16 protein-coding genes are annotated in these 17,725 nt (G+C 58.1%); 6 read left to right on the top strand and 10 right to left on the bottom strand.

Translation table 11 applies throughout. The features are described 5' to 3' along the window. Positions 1-48 precede the first annotated feature (48 nt). On the top strand, positions 49-879 hold the full coding sequence (tcdA, locus tag F6Y09_RS19045) for a tRNA cyclic N6-threonylcarbamoyladenosine(37) synthase TcdA (RefSeq protein WP_152208532.1): 831 nt from the start codon (positions 49-51) through the stop codon (positions 877-879). Positions 880-886: 7 nt separating this feature from the next. Continuing rightward, the gene (locus F6Y09_RS19040) at positions 887-2,740 is read left to right on the top strand and encodes a cation:proton antiporter (protein WP_152208531.1); all 1,854 of its coding nucleotides are present in this window, start codon (positions 887-889) and stop codon (positions 2,738-2,740) included. A gap of 53 nt (positions 2,741-2,793) precedes the next feature. On the opposite strand, the gene F6Y09_RS19035 is transcribed toward F6Y09_RS19040, so the two are convergent. The 4 genes from F6Y09_RS19035 to F6Y09_RS19020 all read right to left on the bottom strand — a co-directional run bounded on the left by F6Y09_RS19035 (position 2,794) and on the right by F6Y09_RS19020 (position 5,943). Beyond that, on the bottom strand, positions 2,794-3,753 hold the full coding sequence (locus F6Y09_RS19035) for an NADP-dependent oxidoreductase (RefSeq protein WP_152208622.1): 960 nt from the start codon (positions 3,751-3,753) through the stop codon (positions 2,794-2,796). A gap of 129 nt (positions 3,754-3,882) precedes the next feature. Further along, a complete protein-coding gene (locus F6Y09_RS19030) occupies positions 3,883-4,356 on the bottom strand; it encodes an acyl-CoA thioesterase (protein WP_179959472.1) in 474 nt (157 codons plus the stop codon). An 89-nt stretch (positions 4,357-4,445) separates the two neighbouring features. Further along, positions 4,446-5,237, bottom strand: coding sequence for an alpha/beta fold hydrolase (locus F6Y09_RS19025; protein ID WP_152208530.1), 792 nt, complete (start codon positions 5,235-5,237; stop codon positions 4,446-4,448). Between the two features lie 22 nt (positions 5,238-5,259). After that, positions 5,260-5,943 carry a hypothetical protein gene (locus F6Y09_RS19020; RefSeq protein WP_152208529.1) on the bottom strand — a complete coding sequence of 228 codons (684 nt, stop codon included), beginning with the start codon at positions 5,941-5,943 and terminating at the stop codon, positions 5,260-5,262. A gap of 363 nt (positions 5,944-6,306) precedes the next feature. Between F6Y09_RS19020 and cls the strand changes: the two genes are divergently transcribed. Together cls and F6Y09_RS19005 are read left to right on the top strand one after the other, a co-directional pair. Beyond that, positions 6,307-7,737, top strand: a complete 1,431-nt coding sequence (cls, locus tag F6Y09_RS19010; protein WP_152208528.1) for a cardiolipin synthase — start codon at positions 6,307-6,309, stop codon at positions 7,735-7,737. Between the two features lie 30 nt (positions 7,738-7,767). Beyond that, positions 7,768-8,286: a hypothetical protein gene (locus F6Y09_RS19005; RefSeq protein ID WP_152208527.1), complete on the top strand. Its 519-nt coding sequence runs from the start codon at positions 7,768-7,770 to the stop codon at positions 8,284-8,286. Positions 8,287-8,295: 9 nt separating this feature from the next. On the opposite strand, the gene F6Y09_RS19000 is transcribed toward F6Y09_RS19005, so the two are convergent. Further along, positions 8,296-10,518, bottom strand: coding sequence for a patatin-like phospholipase family protein (locus tag F6Y09_RS19000; RefSeq protein ID WP_246180608.1), 2,223 nt, complete (start codon positions 10,516-10,518; stop codon positions 8,296-8,298). A gap of 82 nt (positions 10,519-10,600) precedes the next feature. Then, the gene (locus F6Y09_RS18995; RefSeq protein ID WP_152208526.1) at positions 10,601-11,194 is read right to left on the bottom strand and encodes a hypothetical protein; all 594 of its coding nucleotides are present in this window, start codon (positions 11,192-11,194) and stop codon (positions 10,601-10,603) included. 219 nt (positions 11,195-11,413) lie between these two features. Between F6Y09_RS18995 and F6Y09_RS18990 the strand changes: the two genes are divergently transcribed. After that, positions 11,414-11,776, top strand: coding sequence for a hypothetical protein (locus F6Y09_RS18990; RefSeq protein WP_246180604.1), 363 nt, complete (start codon positions 11,414-11,416; stop codon positions 11,774-11,776). Between the two features lie 7 nt (positions 11,777-11,783). Here F6Y09_RS18990 and F6Y09_RS18985 read toward each other — a convergent pair whose 3' ends face one another. Continuing rightward, on the bottom strand, positions 11,784-14,570 hold the full coding sequence (locus tag F6Y09_RS18985) for an ATP-binding protein (RefSeq protein ID WP_179959471.1): 2,787 nt from the start codon (positions 14,568-14,570) through the stop codon (positions 11,784-11,786). 109 nt (positions 14,571-14,679) lie between these two features. Between F6Y09_RS18985 and F6Y09_RS18980 the strand changes: the two genes are divergently transcribed. Continuing rightward, positions 14,680-14,913 (top strand): DUF2789 domain-containing protein, encoded by a 234-nt coding sequence (locus F6Y09_RS18980; RefSeq protein WP_152208525.1) that lies wholly within the window; start codon positions 14,680-14,682, stop codon positions 14,911-14,913. Positions 14,914-15,019: 106 nt separating this feature from the next. On the opposite strand, the gene xerC is transcribed toward F6Y09_RS18980, so the two are convergent. The 3 genes from xerC to dapF all read right to left on the bottom strand — a co-directional run bounded on the left by xerC (position 15,020) and on the right by dapF (position 17,718). Further along, positions 15,020-15,946 carry a tyrosine recombinase XerC gene (xerC, locus tag F6Y09_RS18975; RefSeq protein WP_152208617.1) on the bottom strand — a complete coding sequence of 309 codons (927 nt, stop codon included), beginning with the start codon at positions 15,944-15,946 and terminating at the stop codon, positions 15,020-15,022. A 44-nt stretch (positions 15,947-15,990) separates the two neighbouring features. Further along, positions 15,991-16,737, bottom strand: a complete 747-nt coding sequence (locus F6Y09_RS18970) for a DUF484 family protein (RefSeq protein WP_152208524.1) — start codon at positions 16,735-16,737, stop codon at positions 15,991-15,993. Between the two features lie 63 nt (positions 16,738-16,800). After that, positions 16,801-17,718, bottom strand: a complete 918-nt coding sequence (dapF, locus tag F6Y09_RS18965) for a diaminopimelate epimerase (protein WP_152208523.1) — start codon at positions 17,716-17,718, stop codon at positions 16,801-16,803. Positions 17,719-17,725 lie beyond the last annotated feature (7 nt).

The following is a 17,725-nucleotide window of genomic DNA, read 5'->3' as shown; positions in this document are numbered from 1 at the left end:
CGGTACAATTGCGCTTCGCTCTTTCTCTGATCGCGCACGGGATACTGTATGACCCAGGACGACTTCAATTTCCGGTTTGGTGGCATCGAACGCCTGTACGGCCGCCAGGCCACTGCCGCCTTCCGGGACGCCCACGTCGCGATTGTCGGGCTGGGCGGGGTGGGTTCCTGGGCCGCAGAAGCGCTGGCACGCACCGGTATCGGCCGGCTGACGCTGATTGATATGGACGATGTCTGCGTCTCCAACACCAACCGGCAATCCCATGCTCTCGACGGGCAGTACGGCAAAACCAAAACTGACGTGATGGCCGAGCGCCTGAGGGCCATCAATCCTCACGCGGATATTCGTATTCACTTTGGTTTTGTGACTCCGAAGAACACCGCGGAGCTGATCACCTCCGAACTGGACGGCGTCGTGGATGCCATCGACAGTGTCAAAGCCAAAGCCGCGCTGATCGCCCACTGCCAGCGCCAGAAAATCCCCCTGGTCTGTGCCGGAGGAGCCGGGGGCCAGCTCGACCCGACCCAGATCCAGGTGACCGACCTGAGCCGCACCACCCAGGACCCCTTGTTAGCCAAGGTACGTAACCTGCTGCGAAGAGAGTACGGCTTCTCCCGCAACCCCAAGCGCCGGTTTGGCATTGAGGCCGTATACTCCCTGGAGCAGCTGACGTATCCTGCTGGCGATGGCGAGGTGTGCCTGCAAAAGCCTGCAGGCGACGGCCCTGTCAGGCTCGATTGTGCCACCGGTTTTGGCGCGGCCAGCCCGGTTACTGCGAGTTTCGGTTTTATTGCCGCCTCTCGTCTGATCAACAGGATTGCCCGAAAAGCCCGGAGCCAGGACCTGGTCCACCTCACTCAATCGTCTCAACGGACCTGAGCCCTTTATGTCAGTCAGCATCGCCCTTCTCCTTGCCAGCATCGGGATACTCTCTCTTTTTTGCCAATGGCTCGCCTGGCGCTTGCGAGTGCCGGCCATTCTTTTCCTGCTGGCCGGTGGCATTGCAGCGGGCCCGATGTTCAACTGGCTCGACCCCCAGCAACTGTTTGGCGACCTGTTATTTCCGGTCATTTCGCTGGCTGTCGCCATCATTCTGTTTGAGGGCAGCCTGACCCTGAAATACGAGGAGATCAGGGGCCATGGCAAGATGGTCCGCAACCTGATTCCGGTCGGGACCATTGTGACTGCCACCATTGGCACACTGATCGCCTACTGGGCTCTTGATATTTCTGTCGAAGTCGCCCTGTTGTTCGGCGCAATTTCCATCGTGACCGGGCCCACCGTGATCGCGCCGCTGTTAAGATCGGTCAAACCGGCGGCCCGTCTGGCCAACATCCTGCGCTGGGAAGGCATTATTATCGATCCGGTCGGAGCCCTGCTTGCAGTGCTCGTTTTTGAGGGTATTGTGTCCTGGGGTCAGGGCAACGTGTTTGGTCACTCGCTGTTAATTTTTGGCAAAACCCTCGCCATCGGTTTTCTGATGGGCGCCGCCGCTGGCTGGCTGAACGGCATCGTGCTTCGCAAGCACCTGATTCCACAGTATCTGCACAATGCCGGCACCTTGAGTTTCATGCTGGGCGCTTACGCGTTATCCAACGAGATGGCACATGAATCGGGGCTGCTGACGGTCACCATCATGGGTATCTGGATGGCGAATATGAAGCAGGTACCCATAGAAAGTATTCTCGAATTCAAGGAATCCCTGAGCGTATTGCTGATCTCGGCGCTGTTTATTATCCTAGCCGCCCGCATTGAATTTGCCGCCATTGCCGACCTGGGCTGGGGACTGGTGACCGTGCTCGTGGTACTGATTCTGGTCGCCAGGCCGCTCAGCATTTTCCTTTCCGCCATCGGCACCACCCTGACCTGGCGCGACAGGCTGTTCCTGAGCTGGGTGGCCCCCCGGGGGATTGTAGCGGCTGCGGTTTCCGCTCTGTTTGCCTTCCAGCTCCAGAGCCTCGGGTATGAGAGCGCCGGCATGCTGGTACCGCTGGTGTTCATGCTCATTATCACCACTGTCACCATTCAAAGCCTGACCGCCCGCCCCATCGCCCGGCTATTAAACGTGGCGGAGCCTGCGGATTACGGCTTTCTGATCCTCGGAGCCAATCAGGTCGCCCGTCAGATTGCTACCGTGTTGAAAAAACTGGACGTTCCGGTCGTTCTGACCGACACCAACTGGGAAAACGTGCGGCTGGCCCGCATGGAGAATCTGCAAGTGTATTTCGGAAACCCGGTGTCCGAACACGCCTCCACCCATCTTGACCTCACCGGCATCGGCAATCTGCTGGTCATCTCGCCCTACAAGCAGATGAACTCGCTGGCGTCCTATCACTTCCTGGACTGGTTTGGCGGCGGGTGCGTGTACGGCCTGTCAGAAGGCGACCATGATCAAAAGTCCCGGCATCAGACCGCCGAGAAAATTCAACAAACCCGGGGGCTGTTCGGAGACATCAGCTACGCCAAACTGGCCAGTCTGTCGAGCCAGGGCTACAAGGTGAAAACCACCAGTTTCAATGAAGCCTTCACCTACGAGGATTTTCAGGCGCAGTATGACCAGCAGGCCTTGCCACTGTTTACCATTGACCAGAGGGAGCACATTCATGCCGTCACGGAGACAACCGAGCTGAAACTGGACAAGGGCTGGACATTGATAAGTCTGGTGCCACCCCAGCCCCCGAAGCAGCGCAGGGAAAAGGACAGTGGGGCAAAGCCGGAGCCTGCACCCGCACCAGCCTGAACTCTACAATCCGCCCATCTTGGGCCGGCAGCGGCAGGCGGGGTACCGCTCGCCTAGCCCGCGTCCCGGCAGTCCAGCACCAGCTTGCCCCTGACATGGCCGGTTTCCAGCAGGCGGTGGGCATCAGCTACTTCGGAGAGCGGGAATGCCCGCTCGATGTGTACCCGGACATCGCCATCCTCAATCAGCTCGGCAATTTCGTCCAGGTGAAAGACATCGGGCCGGACAACCATGCCATGAGCTCTGAGGCCAAGACCCTCGGCGGCGGTTATAATCTCGTCCGCGGTTGCGGTCGGGATAGTCACTAACACACCGTGCTCACTGAGGGTATGAAGGGAGCGTTTGCCGGTGTCGCCACCGACCAGATCCAGCACCACATCGAGACCGTAGCATTCCTCGATGAAGTCCGTCGTGTGATAGTCGATCACTTCGTGGACACCCAGTTCAGCCAGAAAATCCCGGTTACCCGCTGAGGCCGTGGCAATGACGTGGGCTCCGTGGACTCTGGCAAATTGCACGGCAAAATGGCCGACTCCGCCGGCGCCTGCATGGATGAGAATTTTCTGGCCCGGCGCCAGTTCGGCGACTTCAAATAAAGCCTGCCAGGCGGTGAGTGCCGCCAGTGGCAGGGCGCCGGCAGTCATCAGATCGAGTTCCTCCGGCACGATCGCCAGCTCGTCGCTTTTTGCCAGCACGTAGTCGGCGTAACCACCCCCCTTTACCGGAAACCCCACCATACCCATCACGCGGTCGCCCGGGGCCAGGGTCGTGACGCCCTTCCCCACTGACACCACCTCACCGGCGACATCGTAGCCGGGGATCCAGGGCAACTGGTCTTCGATCTGCTTGGCTGCAAAGCCCAGCCCACGACGGGTTTTCCAGTCAATGGGATTCAAGCCAGCACCACTGACCCTGACACATACCTCATCTGCGCCTGGTTGCGGGCTTGAGCCGGCAGTATCAAGACGCAAAACATCGACATCACCGAACTGATCAAACACGACTCGTCTCATGGCAGTTTTCACGGCAGCTTCTCCCGGTTCGTGTATTTGGCGGACTTCAATCGAACGTGTTCAAGGCACGAACATTCAGATTAGCAGAAATAGCGGACGGCGGGACCAGATTAGACCCTCAGGTCAAGGTCAATCAGACACCAGCCCGTCGGTAATGACAGCCCCACCCAGGATCTGGCTGTATTCCTTTGGCACCCGGGCAGGACGCTGGGTTTTGAGATCCACACAGGCGTGATAGGACATCGCGCGCGCCAGCACCTTGCGATCTGCCAGGCGGATGAGCTGGAACTGCCGGGAGGAGCGGAAGCGACCGTCAAAGCTGACCAGCCAGGTTGCCATCATCAGGCGGTCACCGGTATTGGCCGCGGCCAGGTAGTCAATCTCGGTACGGGTGATTGCCATCGCTTTGCCGGTGGCCTCGTGGCGCTCCCACGTCATTCCCAGATGCTCGATATGTGCCCAGCTGATGTCCTCCAGCCAGCGCACGTAAACCACGTTGTTAGCGTGCCCGAGCCGGTCGGTGTCCGCAGGGGTCACCTCAAACGTTAACGTGAACGGATCGGGGCGATCCCAGGTTATATCGGTTGTCTCGATAGCACTCATTACTCATCGGCTCCAGGCCCCGAAATGGCTTTCAACGTTAGCCTACCGATGCGGCTGTTGTGAAGTGAACCAAAGTATAGGTAGCCGGTTCACCTTAAAAAGCGTCGGCACACGGCAGCGAAGTCGTCGGCTTTTTCAGCATGAAGCCAGTGACCGGCGCCCTCAATCACCTGCAGCTCCGCGTTGGGGAACAGCTTGTTGATCTGGTCACGGTGCTTATCCTGGATGTAGGCGGAATCGGCCCCCTTGATGAACAGCGTGGGACCTTCAAACGGCCCGGTTGCAGAAGGCGCTTCCGCCAAGGCAGGGTAGCAGGCCTCGATAACAGGCAGGTTGAGGCGCCATCGGAATCGGGCGCCATCGCCTTGCTCCCGCTCCTCCTCCGGGATGCGGACCAGGTTTTTCAGCAGGAACTGCCGCACTCCCAACAGCTCCACAAATTCACTCAAGGCCTTGTCTGCCTGCTGGCGACTCGAAATCTGGCTCAGATCAAGATTTCGCATACCTTCGAGAACCGAATCATGCCGGGGTTTGTAGTCGACCGGCGAGATATCCGCAACAATCAGATGATCGACTCGCATCGGGTTGGCAAGAGCCACTTGCATTGCGGTTTTACCCCCCATGGAATGTCCAAGCAGGGCCGCTCGCTCGAGACCCCGGGCATCCATATAAGCGATAACATCGTCTGCCATGGCAGCATAGTCCATGCTGTCTATATGAGGGGACTTGCCGTGGTTACGCAGATCCAGCGCATGAATCTGCCACTCGTCCTGCAACCGCTGAGCGGCCCCGCCAAGATTTTCCAGCGAGCCAAAAAGCCCGTGCAGCAGAATGAGGGGTTTGCCTGCTCCGGTAATACGATGATTCAGTACAACGCTCATGCTTTGCTCCCAACACCAAAAGTTATAACCAGGCCCGTAGTTCTCCGAGCGCGGTAGAATTCATAAGATACGGAACCTCATGTGTCACAGCCAGTGTCTGAATGTCCAATGCCAGACTGACCAGATCCTCAGTCTGCGGGCTGAGCTTTGAGTGCCCGGACACATAACCCCACATGTGCTGGAACGAATTCCTGAGACCCGCTTTGGCGGGCGCCACCCGGCTTGCACTGACCATGCTGAGCCAGAGTTGATTCACTGGAATCGATCGTGACGCAACGCGCTGGCCAAATGCCGTGTAGGCTTTGGTATTTCTCGCCAGCACACTGTACTTATAGGTTGCCCAGAGTTCGTGATCGTTTTTTGGCAGGCGAATTCGTCCCCGCTGATCCTGCGCCAAACGAGCCGTCAGGTAAGCAAGTTGCTCAGCCAGCGCCCCGGCATCCAGGGTCGGCCAGAGAATCGCCTCCTCCGTTACCGGCACATTGCCCGGAACGGCATGACCGCGCAATCTCATTTCTTCCATCAGTTGATTCAGCTTTAATGCGAGCGCGTCTTCATGTCCCTGCCAGGCCAGCGGTGCATGGCGGGCAATCGGGTGCGCCCGGTCGGCGTTCAGCAAACCGGAAACCAGCCGCATCTGTTCCGCGAGCAGTTGATCATCCAGCAGTCCGGCATCAACATCAAAAACCGAATTGTTCGGAAACACGTAAAACTCCTAAAGGCTCTTTCAAAGAACGAGGGTCAAGCCACGTCGGCCACCCGGATTGCGGATCACATTACCACCGAACTCAACCGAGTACTCGTCGCCAGGTCACGGGCGTGGCTCAGATCACAGATACGGGGTTATTGTCCTTTCGTGAACCACCTCTTGATTCGGTGTCATTCCAAAATCCCGACACTACCGCTACGCTAATGACAACCCCTCGGTACGCCGTCTCAAAGACGCTTGGGGGAATTGCATTTTAAGCCAGATTCTCCAAACTTAGCGCCTTCAGTCGGGTTTCAAGCGCTGGACCGGTGTGGCCCCGGCCCGGTATCGGGCTCGACATCAGCACCAGGAGCAATGAGATTGCCTGATTTATCGTTTATTGCCCAGGCGTTGATCGTCATCTACAGCCTGGCGCTGTTTTGCGTCTATCGTGTGCTGCTGACCTATCGCACCGCCCAAGGCGCGGTTGCCTGGATTGTGGGCCTGCTGGGATTCCCCTATCTGGCGTTACCGCTATTTCTGTTTTTTGGGCGCAACCGTTTTTCCGGGTATGTCCGCGCCCGGCGTCTGGGCGATCGCTCTGTCAACTACCTGCTACAAGAGTTCGAGCAACAGGCGACTGCGATCCCCCAGCCTGCGCGTGAGCATTTCAATGATGAACTGCAGGTTCTGAGCAATCTTGCCAGGCAACCGTTCACCGCCGGCAATCGATGCACGTTGCTGAAAGACGGACTCGCCACCTTCAACTCCCTGTTCGATGCCATGGAAGACGCCCACAGCTATATTCTGATGGAGTTTTACCTTATCCGCTCTGATCGCATCGGCCAGCGCATCAAAACCATTCTGAAGCGTAAGTTGGCCCAAGGGGTCAGAGTTTACTTCCTGTTTGACGATATCGGCAGCGCATGGCTGCCGAAAGGCTACCTGAGGGAGCTTCGCAAAGCCGGTGCTCAGGTTGCGTCGTTCGGTGACGGTAATATTCGCCGCCGTCGCTTCCATATCAACTTTCGCAATCACCGCAAAATTCTCATTTGCGATGGCCATACCGGATTTGCCGGCGGCATCAACCTGGGTGACGAATACCTCGGCACGGAAGTTGATCAAGGTCGTTGGCGGGACACCCATTGTCGCATTGACGGCCCGGCCGTGATCGGGCTTCAACTAGCCTGGCTGGAAGACTGGAACTGGGCAACTAACGAAACCCCGGAGTTGCACTGGCACCCTCAGGAGCCGCCTCCCGGTGAGCAGGAAGTCCTCATCATCCCGAGTGGGCCAGCCGATACCTACGAAACCTGCACGCTGTTTTTCCTGAATTGCATCAACAATGCCCGGCAGCGGTTGTGGATCGCATCACCGTATTTCGTGCCGGACTTTCAGATTATCAATGCGCTCCAACTGGCGGCGCTGCGCGGTGTGGATGTCAAAATCATCATTCCCGACAAATCCGATCACAAACTGATCCGGATGGCAGCCTACTCCTACCTCGTAGAAGCCAGCCGCGCTGGCATTGGTATTTATCAATATGAGCCCGGCTTTATGCACCAGAAAGTGGTACTGGTGGACAATCGCTATGCCGCCATCAGCACCGCCAATCTGGACAACCGGTCGATGCGTCTGAATTTTGAAGTGACCGCCCTGGTGACGGCCACGGAATTCGTCAGAGACGTCGACGCCATGCTTGCGGAAGACCTGCGGAACTGTCGGCGGATGACCGAAAATGACTACAAGGACAGAGCGCTGCTGTTCCGCCTTGGCTGTCGCGCAGTCCGCCTCGCAGCCCCCCTGCTCTGACCGTTTTCCGGGGCGGCGGAATGTGAGACGATGAGCGCCCATCACGTTGTTGCCACCGGTACCGCCATGACTGCCTTCAAGCCCCGAGAAACCCTGCCGGTACAGGTCCTGCTGCCGGTCGATAAAGGCTCCTTGCGGGCTCTCGGCCTGGCGTTCCTTGTGACCTTCCTGAGCGCATGCGCTTCCAGCCCGCCAGAGGATGTACCTTTGGTTATCATTCCCGAGCAGCCCTTGCCTGAGTCAACGGAAGCGTCTGATCCCGAACCGGAGCGAGCACCAGCGCCGGTGCGCCCGCAGCGCCCCACACAACCTCGGGAACCCGACAAGCCATGTGCCTGGAGCCAGACCCGGGGCGTTGCCACGTTAACAGCCATAGCGCAAAAACACGGTGTCGCTGAGGGAACCTGGCTGTTTTTCCCGGGCGATGAGGTGGTGTTTCATCCGGTGCCCGATGAAGCCCGCAAGGGTGATGAGTACAAAGCCTTGCTGCGCCGCCCGTTGAACGGGAATTGTGAGCACCCACAGCTGATTATCGTGTCTCCGTTGTGATGCCAGGAGTCAGTCGAATAACCGCTCAAGGGAAAACCCGATATTGAGATAGGCGGTCCAGCGGTCCTGATTACTGTAGGCGGTGGCCAGTTGTACTGGACCCATAAATGTATCGATACCCGCAAACAGGCTGTAGGACCGCAACAAACCAGCCCAGCGCGCATCCCGGATATCGGGGAACGCATTTCCTGTTTCAAATCCCGCACCGGCAAAAAATGGCATAAACGGTCCACCAAAGGTGCGATAGCCATACACTGACAGCAACGCTGCGTCCGGCCCGCTCACTTCGCCTCTGGCATAGGCCGACAAGCGCCGGAAACCACCGAGGCTGACAAAATTATCGACGCCGGCCCTGCCCCGAGTCACCACATCGGCGTAGGCCTGGCCCAGGATCACAAAACCCCGCCAGCTTGTGGTACCCACCGCCATGAAGGTGGTGCGATCGAAGTCACTGTCGGAGCCCATATTCGGGCGTTCAAACCGCCCCTTGAGGCCAAAAAATACACCTTCGTCGGGTAAAAACGGGTCATTGAGAGAATCATGAACAAACCTCAGATTCCAACCACCAAGGTTCAGATGCTCCTCGTCAATATTGGCCTGTCCAACCTGCTCATCCACGGTGGCATACCCCCGTTGCACGCCACCACGTACTTCTTCGTTGGTGCCCAGCTCCATCCCGAACGAAAGATCGACCTGGCGCTGCGTCACGTCGACCTCGGCAATTCGCTCGCCAGCATCATCAAAGACACTGAAGGTGTCGCGCTGATACTCGATACCCGATAGCATAAATCGCCGATAGCCATAATCCAGCGGCTGGAACCATTCGGTGCGCACGCGTGGCTCGGTGCCCAACTGCAGCCCTGTGTTCCATTCGCCCCCCAGTGCATTCAGCTCTGTCATTTGAAGAGCGGCGCCCACATTGAAACGGGTATCACTGTTAAAATTGTCCTCATAGCCAAGGCCAAAACTGAGGTAGTTCGGACCCCAACTCTTCTCGTCCACCTGGACGTCGAGAATGGTGCCGTTTTCCGAGGGTGTCAGACTGTAAGTAACGGTTTCGTAGTAGCCCAGGCCGTAGATTCGCTTGAGGTCTGACTCAAGCCGGGGCACATCCAGAGGTTCGTTAGATTGCTGCCGGATGCGGGATCTCAAAAACCGTGATGACAGTTTCGAATCCATATTCACGCGCACCTGCAAAATATCGCCGGCACTGAACTGACGCTGACTGCGCCTGTCCTTGTAGGCCTGCCACTGCAGTTCATCGACCTGTAATGAGCGGAGCTCACCGGCTTTATTGCGGGCTGCAGTGGCGCCCACTTCTATAATCAGCGGCGCCTGAAAGAAATCAGCAGACGTCAGTTCTTCCAGGTCCGGCCGGACAAGAACATCATCATCGGTAAGCCGTGCAAGTTGGGCATCCACATTTGCGCGGGTAACCAGCGTGGTCAGTTGTCCGACCACGTTAAACGCCTCGGTCAGCCCTTCACCCTCGCTGAGTGAGTCGCTGATATCGACGGCAATGATAATATCCGCGCCCATTTTCTGAGCCACACTGACAGGTATGTTATTCGACACACCGCCGTCCACCAGCAGCTTGCCGTCGCGTTCCAGCGGCGCATAAACCCCGGGGATGCTCATGCTGGCGCGAATGGCCTCGGACAGGCTGCCATCACTGATGATCACTTCCTCACCGGACTCCAGGTCTGTTGCCACTGCCCGAAACGGGATGGGAAGCTGGTCAAAGTCCCTCACCAGAGCCGCCTCGCGGGTCAGCTCGTTGAGGATAAATCCGAGATTCTGGCCACTGATCAGACCCCGGCCAAGATGGATTCCATCAAGCCGGATACCAAGCCCCGGATCAATGGGATAGCGCCAATCTTCGCTTTTCCTGCGCACCGGTTTGAATTCACGGCCGGTGCTATCCCGGAAGCTATCAAGCCAGTTCATATCCAGCATGCGTTGCTCGATCTCATTCACCGGCATGCCCAGTGAATACATGGCTCCCACCGCTGCGCCAGCACTGGTGCCCACCACCATATCCACTGGCACATGAATTTCCTCCAGCACCCTGAGCACGCCAACATGGGCTATGCCTTTTGCGCCGCCACCACTGAGCACAAGAGCCACCCTGGGGCGCGATTCCGTGGAATCGATCGTCGCCTGGGCAAGACTGAACGAAGCATGGCCACTGACAGACACGATCAGGGCAAGCAGAGAAACACGCATCAGCATGGTCACGCTGGTATTCTCCAGACGGGGCAAAAACTATCGGCAAGGATGACGGACAGCCTGGCTGGCTGCCCGCCCTGGAGCTTTAATGTTCTTTCCGGTTCTTGTCCTGCAACGAAAGATGCGAGACGTCGGGCACAACAGGCGGTGGCAGATCTCGCTTAACACCCAGCTCAGAGCCCGGCGGTGCCAGTGTCCAGTCAGCCAGATGCTGGAACATCGGCGCTTCAACCTCCTTGTGGGTCATCAGGGTGACGCCGACCGGGTCAAGGGCAAGCCCGGACCCTGCCAGAATTTCATCCACTTTATCCCCTGCCACCGATAGCCGCTCGCCAGGCTCCGTGGCGGGTAGTCGGGCGGCATTGCCAACCGGCTTTTCAGGGGGCCGGAATTCCGCTGCCCGGGCTGGCGCAGGGTCTGCGGGCGCATTTTCGGGCGATCCGGTTGCCGGAGCTCCGGCCATAGGCTCAACGTAGGCGATCATACCGTGCTTGTGCAGAACCGCCCGGTACTTCTGGGCCTGCGGCTCATCCAGCTTGTTGCGGATAACAACCGGTCGGCCACTGAACATACGGTCAACCTGTTCCATGGATGCCTTGAACAGTGAGCGTGCGTTATTCCGGGCGGCATCCAGATCCGTGCCCGACGTACACTCCCCTTTAAAAACCAGTTGAAACATGGCGTTTTCCTCTCAGTCCCTGCGCTCAGCGTTCATCATAGTTGATCTGTCTCCCGACAGAAACGTCCAGGCACAAAGACCTCACGCACTCACTCTGCAAACAATTGAAAAATGATCATCAAGACGGGCGCACTGAACACTGGACTCTGCAATAATTCCCGGTAACATATTTTTACTATAAGTTACATAGCCCTACTACTCCCAGAGAACACTGCCGCTATGAACATCAGATTTTTTGCCACCCTGGCCGCCCTCCTGTCTACGCTGGTCGCGCCTTCCGCCCAAGCGGAAAACATCGACGTGGTCATGAATGACGTGTTTCCCCAGCGACAGCCAGTTTACATCGGGTTTGACAGCATTGAACGCAGTGACATACCCGCAGCGTCCCGGGTTGACCGCAAATACATTATTGTCGACTTCCGGTTCCAGAGCATGCCTGCACAGGAACAGCTGCAGGCCAGCGTTCATCAGATCTGCATGGCGCTTCTGCGTGACCGCGATCTGATCCAGTCCCTCACCAACAGTGGCTACGACATGGTTGCTGTCGCATTCGACAAATCGTCCCAGTACGACTGCCTTTGAACTGGCTTTATGCCTGGGCGGGCGCCTGTCCAAGCAACAGTGGAAAAACCTCCAGCGCCCGATTTACCGCGTCCAGGTTGAAGGCATCCACATCGGCTAGCAACTTCTCACCGTATTGACTGACCAGCTGTGAGCGATAACGCTGCCCCCACTGCACCAACCGGTTCGCAAAGTCCCGCATCTGCTCCGGGTCGCCACTTTCCCTGACCACTTTCCACTCATCACCAAAGTCCCGGGAAAGCTGGTCGTGAAGCCAGCCCCGCTCCTGCATGTTCAGAGTTTCAATCATCGGCCGCTCGGCAATGGCGGGCTCGGCGTCCGACCCGGCAACAGCTTTGGTGGCTTTGACTCCCGGCAACCTGAGTGTAAAGGTTGAGCCCTTGCCGGGCTCACTCACTACGGTCAGTTCACCCCCCATCATGCCCGCAAGCTTGCGGCTGATCGCAAGGCCCAGGCCAGTCCCGCCGTACTTCCGGCTACTTTGGCCCTCCTGCTGCTCGAAGGCATCGAAGATATGCTCCTGTTGATCAGCGGCAATACCAATACCGGTATCGGTTACGGTGATCATCAGTTCGTAACGCGTGCCCTCGCCAGGCTGGGCTTGTTCTGGTCGGACGTTGGCCGTTACTTCAACGCGGCCCTCATGAGTAAATTTGATGGCATTACCCACCAGATTGAACAGCACCTGGCGAAGACGAGTTTCATCCAGCACCATGGCAGGTGGCATGTCCGGTGCCACGGTGACGACAAGATCAATACCCTGCTCACGGGCCCGCAGATCAAATATGTGCCGCACATCGTCAAGCAGGCGCTGGACCGCCAATGGCGCGAATTCAAGCCGCATTTTTCCTGCTTCGATACGCGACAGGTCAAGAATATCGTTAATCAGCATCAGCAAGCTGCGGCTACCAGCACGAATGGCATCAAGGTAATGACGGTGCTTAGGGTCGGTGACGCTGTCGCCCAGCAAATCACTGTAGCCGATCACGGCGTTCATCGGGGTGCGGATTTCATGGGACATGTTGGCGAGGAACTCACTCTTTGCCCGGTTGGCGCTGTCGGCCTCCTGCGCCAGCCGCTCCGCTTCCAGCTTGGCTGCTCTGAGATTGTCTTCACTGCGTCTCAAGGCATCTTCGGACCGGATACGCTCGTCTATTTCCCGCGATAACTTGCGGTTCCAGTACAGGAAAATCAACACCACCACCACGGCAATCAGAATCACCCGTCTGACGGCGGTGTAATCAGGCTCCTGCTCCACATCAAGATTGATCCAGCGATTGTATATGGTGTCCGTCTCAGTACTGTCCAGGCTGCCCAATGCCTTGTTTATGATGCGCATCAGTTCCGGTCGGTCTTTTCGTACCGCGAGCCGGAGTTCGTATTGATAGGGCGTGATACTGGTGATGCGGAGATTGGAAAGACCAAGCCGGGCGACGGTATAGCTGACACCCGGAATGTGGGTCAGCATGACATCGAGGTCACCGTTTGACAGCGCCAGCAAACCTTCCTGAATGGAATCCACCGGATAGAGGTCGAGCTCCGGGTGGTTAATCAACAGATACTCATGGCTGGCTTGCAGTCGCACCGCCCCGACCCTCTCCTCTCGTAACTCCCGAAGATCGCCGATAAACCGGCCATCGTCTCGGATAACCAGCGCGATGGGCAGGCTCAGGTAAGGCCGACTGAACAGAAACTGACCTTCACGTCGCGGCGTTCGAGGCAAGGCTGGCAAGATATCAATCTCACCCTCACGCAGGGCCGTTTCAGCTTTCTGCCAGTCGTCTATAACCTGCTTGTTAAAACCGGTTTCCAGCTGGGTTTCCAGCCGGCCGACAAGGTCCGGTACCAGGCCGCGAAGCTCCTCGCCCTGACGAAACTCGAACGGAGGCCAATCGGCCCGGAAGGCCACCCGCAGACCCGGATTGTGCTTCAGCCAGTCAAGCTCCGCACCGGTCAGTTGGATATTGGACTCCAGGCCCGCTTCCGGCACCTGGAAGGGCAGCCAGGCCTGGCGCACCGCCCGATGTTCATTATGAGTCAACGACTTTATCGCCTGGTGGAGTACACGATACTGGTGCGGCCGGTCTTCGGGGACTGCCAGCACCACTTCAACAGGCGAATCATTAAGCAGGGTGGCGACGCCGATACCGTTGATGAGCGCTGCTTGCAGATAATCCGCCACCACCGGCACCGGGCCGAGAAAAGCATCAGCCTCACCGGACAAGACTGCACTGACCGCTTCACTTACGTTCCGGACCGGCACCGGCGTAAACGACTCTACCGGTTCCAGCAACAGGTATTGATTGCTGTCGTCCGCCACCAGTGCCAGCCGGCGCCCTTCCAGGTCAGACAGTTTACGAATACTGGCATCACCGGCATCAACGAACAGGCCATAGGTCAGAGTCATAAACGGCTCTGTTGCGAGCAAGCCTTCCGCCAGCCTCTGCCCGGGCAACCGGGTCATGAGAACGGCGCTGAGCTCATCACGGAAAAGCTGTGACTCGAGCTCAGCCCCGGTACCTGCCGCCAGCGTTACCGGCTTATCAAGCTTATTGCTGAGCAGTTTCAGGTAATCAATGTAGGTGCCGACCAGGGTTTCATCCGCAGTTATAAATGCCAGAGGCACCTGGGCAGGGCGGACACCGATGGTAAACGCGGATTGTTGCTCAAGCCACGCCAGGTCCTCGCTGCCCAGCACCGGCGCTGGGGATTCCATCGGCGGATCAGCGCTCAATGCCACCGGGAGCATAGCCCACAACATGCCACAAAGCGCGACCACAAGGCGCCTGGTCATTGGCTATCTCCGGCACTTTGGTTACAGTAATCATCGGACTGCATCAATATACCTACCCGGTTACTTGCAGGTGGTTTTGGAAGCACACACCAGTCAGAGAGCATTTGCCATGGATACCAGTCAACATACCTTTACCACGTTGTTCGAACAGCTTGGTCTGCCCGAAGACAACGCCAGCGTAGAGCAGTTCATCGTCGAACACTCACCGCTGGAACCCTCAATAAAATTACCCGACGCCCCGTTCTGGAGCGAGTCCCAGTCACAATTCCTGCGAGAAGGCGTGGCGGCTGATTCGGACTGGGCCGAAATCATTGACGAACTGGACGCCCAATTGCGTCATTAGAGTTCGGCCCGTAGGGGCGCTAACCGGCAGAGCTCTGCCCGGCCGAACAGTGCGCATTTGCCTACACGAACTATAAACATTCCGGCGTCAGCCATCGAGTCGGAGTTTATCGATCGTCTTCCGTTTTCTGGCCCGGGCGACGACGGGCCCGAGGATGGCTCTGGTCATAAACCTTGGCCAGATGCTGGAAATCAAGATGGGTGTAGATCTGGGTCGTCGCAATGTCTGCATGGCCGAGCAACTCCTGGACGGCGCGCAGATCCCCACTGGACTCCAGCAAGTGACTGGCAAAGGAATGCCGGAGCAGGTGGGGATAAAGCCGCTGATCTGCACCTTTCGCAATGCCCCAGCGACGCAGTCGAACCTGGACCGAACGGGTGCTGATGCGATCTCCTCGCTGACTGACAAACATGGCCGGCTGGCCCTCAGCTGCCAGATTCCCCCGCTGGTTGAGCCAGTCCTGCAAGGCCTTGAGTGCCTGCCGCCCGACCGGCAAAATGCGCTCTTTGCCACCTTTACCCAGTACCCGAACCTCGCCGGCGCTCATATCAATGGCGCTGCGGTCAAGGCCCACCAGCTCCGACAAGCGCAGGCCGGATGAGTACATCAACTCGAACATGGCGTGATCACGTACTTCCAGCAGGTCATCGGACTCGGCGTTCAACAGGTGGTTAATCTGGTCGACGTCAGCCACCCCCGGTAAGCGTTTCGCAGATTTGGGTGCACGTACATCCAGAGCCGGATTGTCACGGACTTGCTTTTCCCGCAACAGGTAATCATAAAGACGCCGGATGGAAGACAGGTGCCGGGCAATACTGCGCCCCCCGAGACCGGCCCGACTGAGCTCGCCGACATAACGTCGGAGCCGCCCCAGGTCCAGCTCTGACCAATGGACGACCTGTTGCTGGTGGAGATAGTGAGCGAGCCGGAGGGTGTCGCGCTCATAGTTGCGGCAGGTCTGCAGCGCCTGACGGCGCTCCGAAGAAAGGTGCTCGATAAACTGTTTCAGAGGCTCGCTTAGCGATTGCGGCAATGGCGCCGCACCCTCACTCTCACCAGAGCCACGCCCTGTCACGGTTAGCGGGACTCGGCAACAATATCTGCCACCGACGCTACAGAGGTGTGCTGCTGCAGGATTGGCGGCAACAAACGGCTCAGGGTATCGCTGATGTAGGTCAGGAACAGTGACCCCATACTCTCGTCAAAATAGCCGGGCTCACGACTCCCCACCGCGAAAACACCCATGAGTTTATCGGTACGTAATGGCACCAGTGCCACAGACGCAATTGGCTCTTCCCGGCCGGGAAACAGGAACGCCCGCTCACTGTCCCGGAACTGGCCACAGACTGCCCGCTGGCCGTCCAGCAGGTTGCCGAGGCGCTTAAGGGCAACATCCGGAGCCACTACCTGCAGTGCGCCTTCCGGACTGGCGGGCAACGTGGCATTGGTAAACAAAATGACAGAGGACGCGTCGAGCCCGAAATCACCCCGGATACTGTCGTCAATGGCAGCCGCCATATCATTCAGCGAGCGCGCTTCGATGATCAGCATCAGCAGGCGCTTGCTCTTTTCGAACAGGCGGTCGTTATGGCGGGCAATCGAGACCAGCTCTACCAATTCGTGACGCAGCGTGTCCCGCTGTTCCCGAAACAGGTGTACCTGGCGTTCAACCAGTGAAATTGCCCGGCCGCTGTCATGGGGCAACGTCAGACTCCGCAGCAACTCGTCCTGCTCGACAAAGAAGTCAGGGTTCGAACGCAAATAGTCCGCCACCTGTTCCTGTGTCAGGGCCTCGGCCTTCTGGTGGGCCGTTGGTTCTGTCATGCTGTTCTCCTTCAGTCGCTACCTGTCTGGCAGGAGCCGTTGCGCAAGCTCGATTGCCTGCGATTATCGGGAAGTCTGACCGGAGCGGGGTGGTCTGCGCCCTCGCCTGGCTGCAGAGTCTCCGGGCAGCCGGATCTGACCGTCGTATACCCGGGCAGTCGGCCCCTCCATCATAACAGCGGCTCCCTCACCCTGCCATTCAATGACCAGATGGCCGCCCGGCAGCGCCACATCTACACGCTGGTCCAACAATCCCAGCAGGCGGCCAGCCACTACCGCTGCACAGGCGCCGCTGCCACAGGCCAGGGTTTCACCGGCACCGCGTTCGAATACACGAAGACGGGCATGGCTGCGGTCAACGATCTGCAAAAAACCGATATTGGCCCGGGCCGGAAACCGGGGGTGTTTTTCCAGAGCCGGGCCCAACGTAAGGACCGGTGCGGTGTCGACATCCGGCACCAACAGCACCCCGTGAGGGTTGCCCATCGAGACCGCGCAAAGCTCGTAGGAGCTACCCGCCACCTCAATGGGGTAGCTCGGCTGTCGCGAATCGGCGGCAAATGGAATGGCCGGCGGATTGAGCTCCGGCACCCCCATGTTGACAGTCACCCAGCCATCCCGACCAACGCGCAGCTCCAACACGCCTCCGGCGGTCTGAACCCGGATCACCTTTTTGTTGGTCAGTCGCTGATCCCGGACGAAACGGGCAAAACAGCGGGCCCCATTGCCACACTGTTCGACTTCCGTGCCATCGGCGTTGAATATGCGATAGCGGAAATCCACGTCCGGTAGCCCGGGCGGCTCCACCACCAATAATTGATCAAAGCCAATACCGAAATGCCGGTCTGCCAGGCTGCGAATCATCTCAGGACGCAAACGGAACGGCTGACTGATGGCATCGACCACCATAAAGTCGTTACCCAGACCGTGCATCTTGGTAAAGCAGAGAAGTAAACCCTGCCCGCGGCGCGAATCACTCATCCCGGCA

This window comes from Marinobacter changyiensis (assembly GCF_009193265.1).
GTDB classification, from domain to species: domain Bacteria; phylum Pseudomonadota; class Gammaproteobacteria; order Pseudomonadales; family Oleiphilaceae; genus Marinobacter; species Marinobacter changyiensis.
The sequence above is the reverse complement of the archived record's forward strand: the minus strand, read 5'-3'. Positions and strand labels throughout refer to the sequence as shown.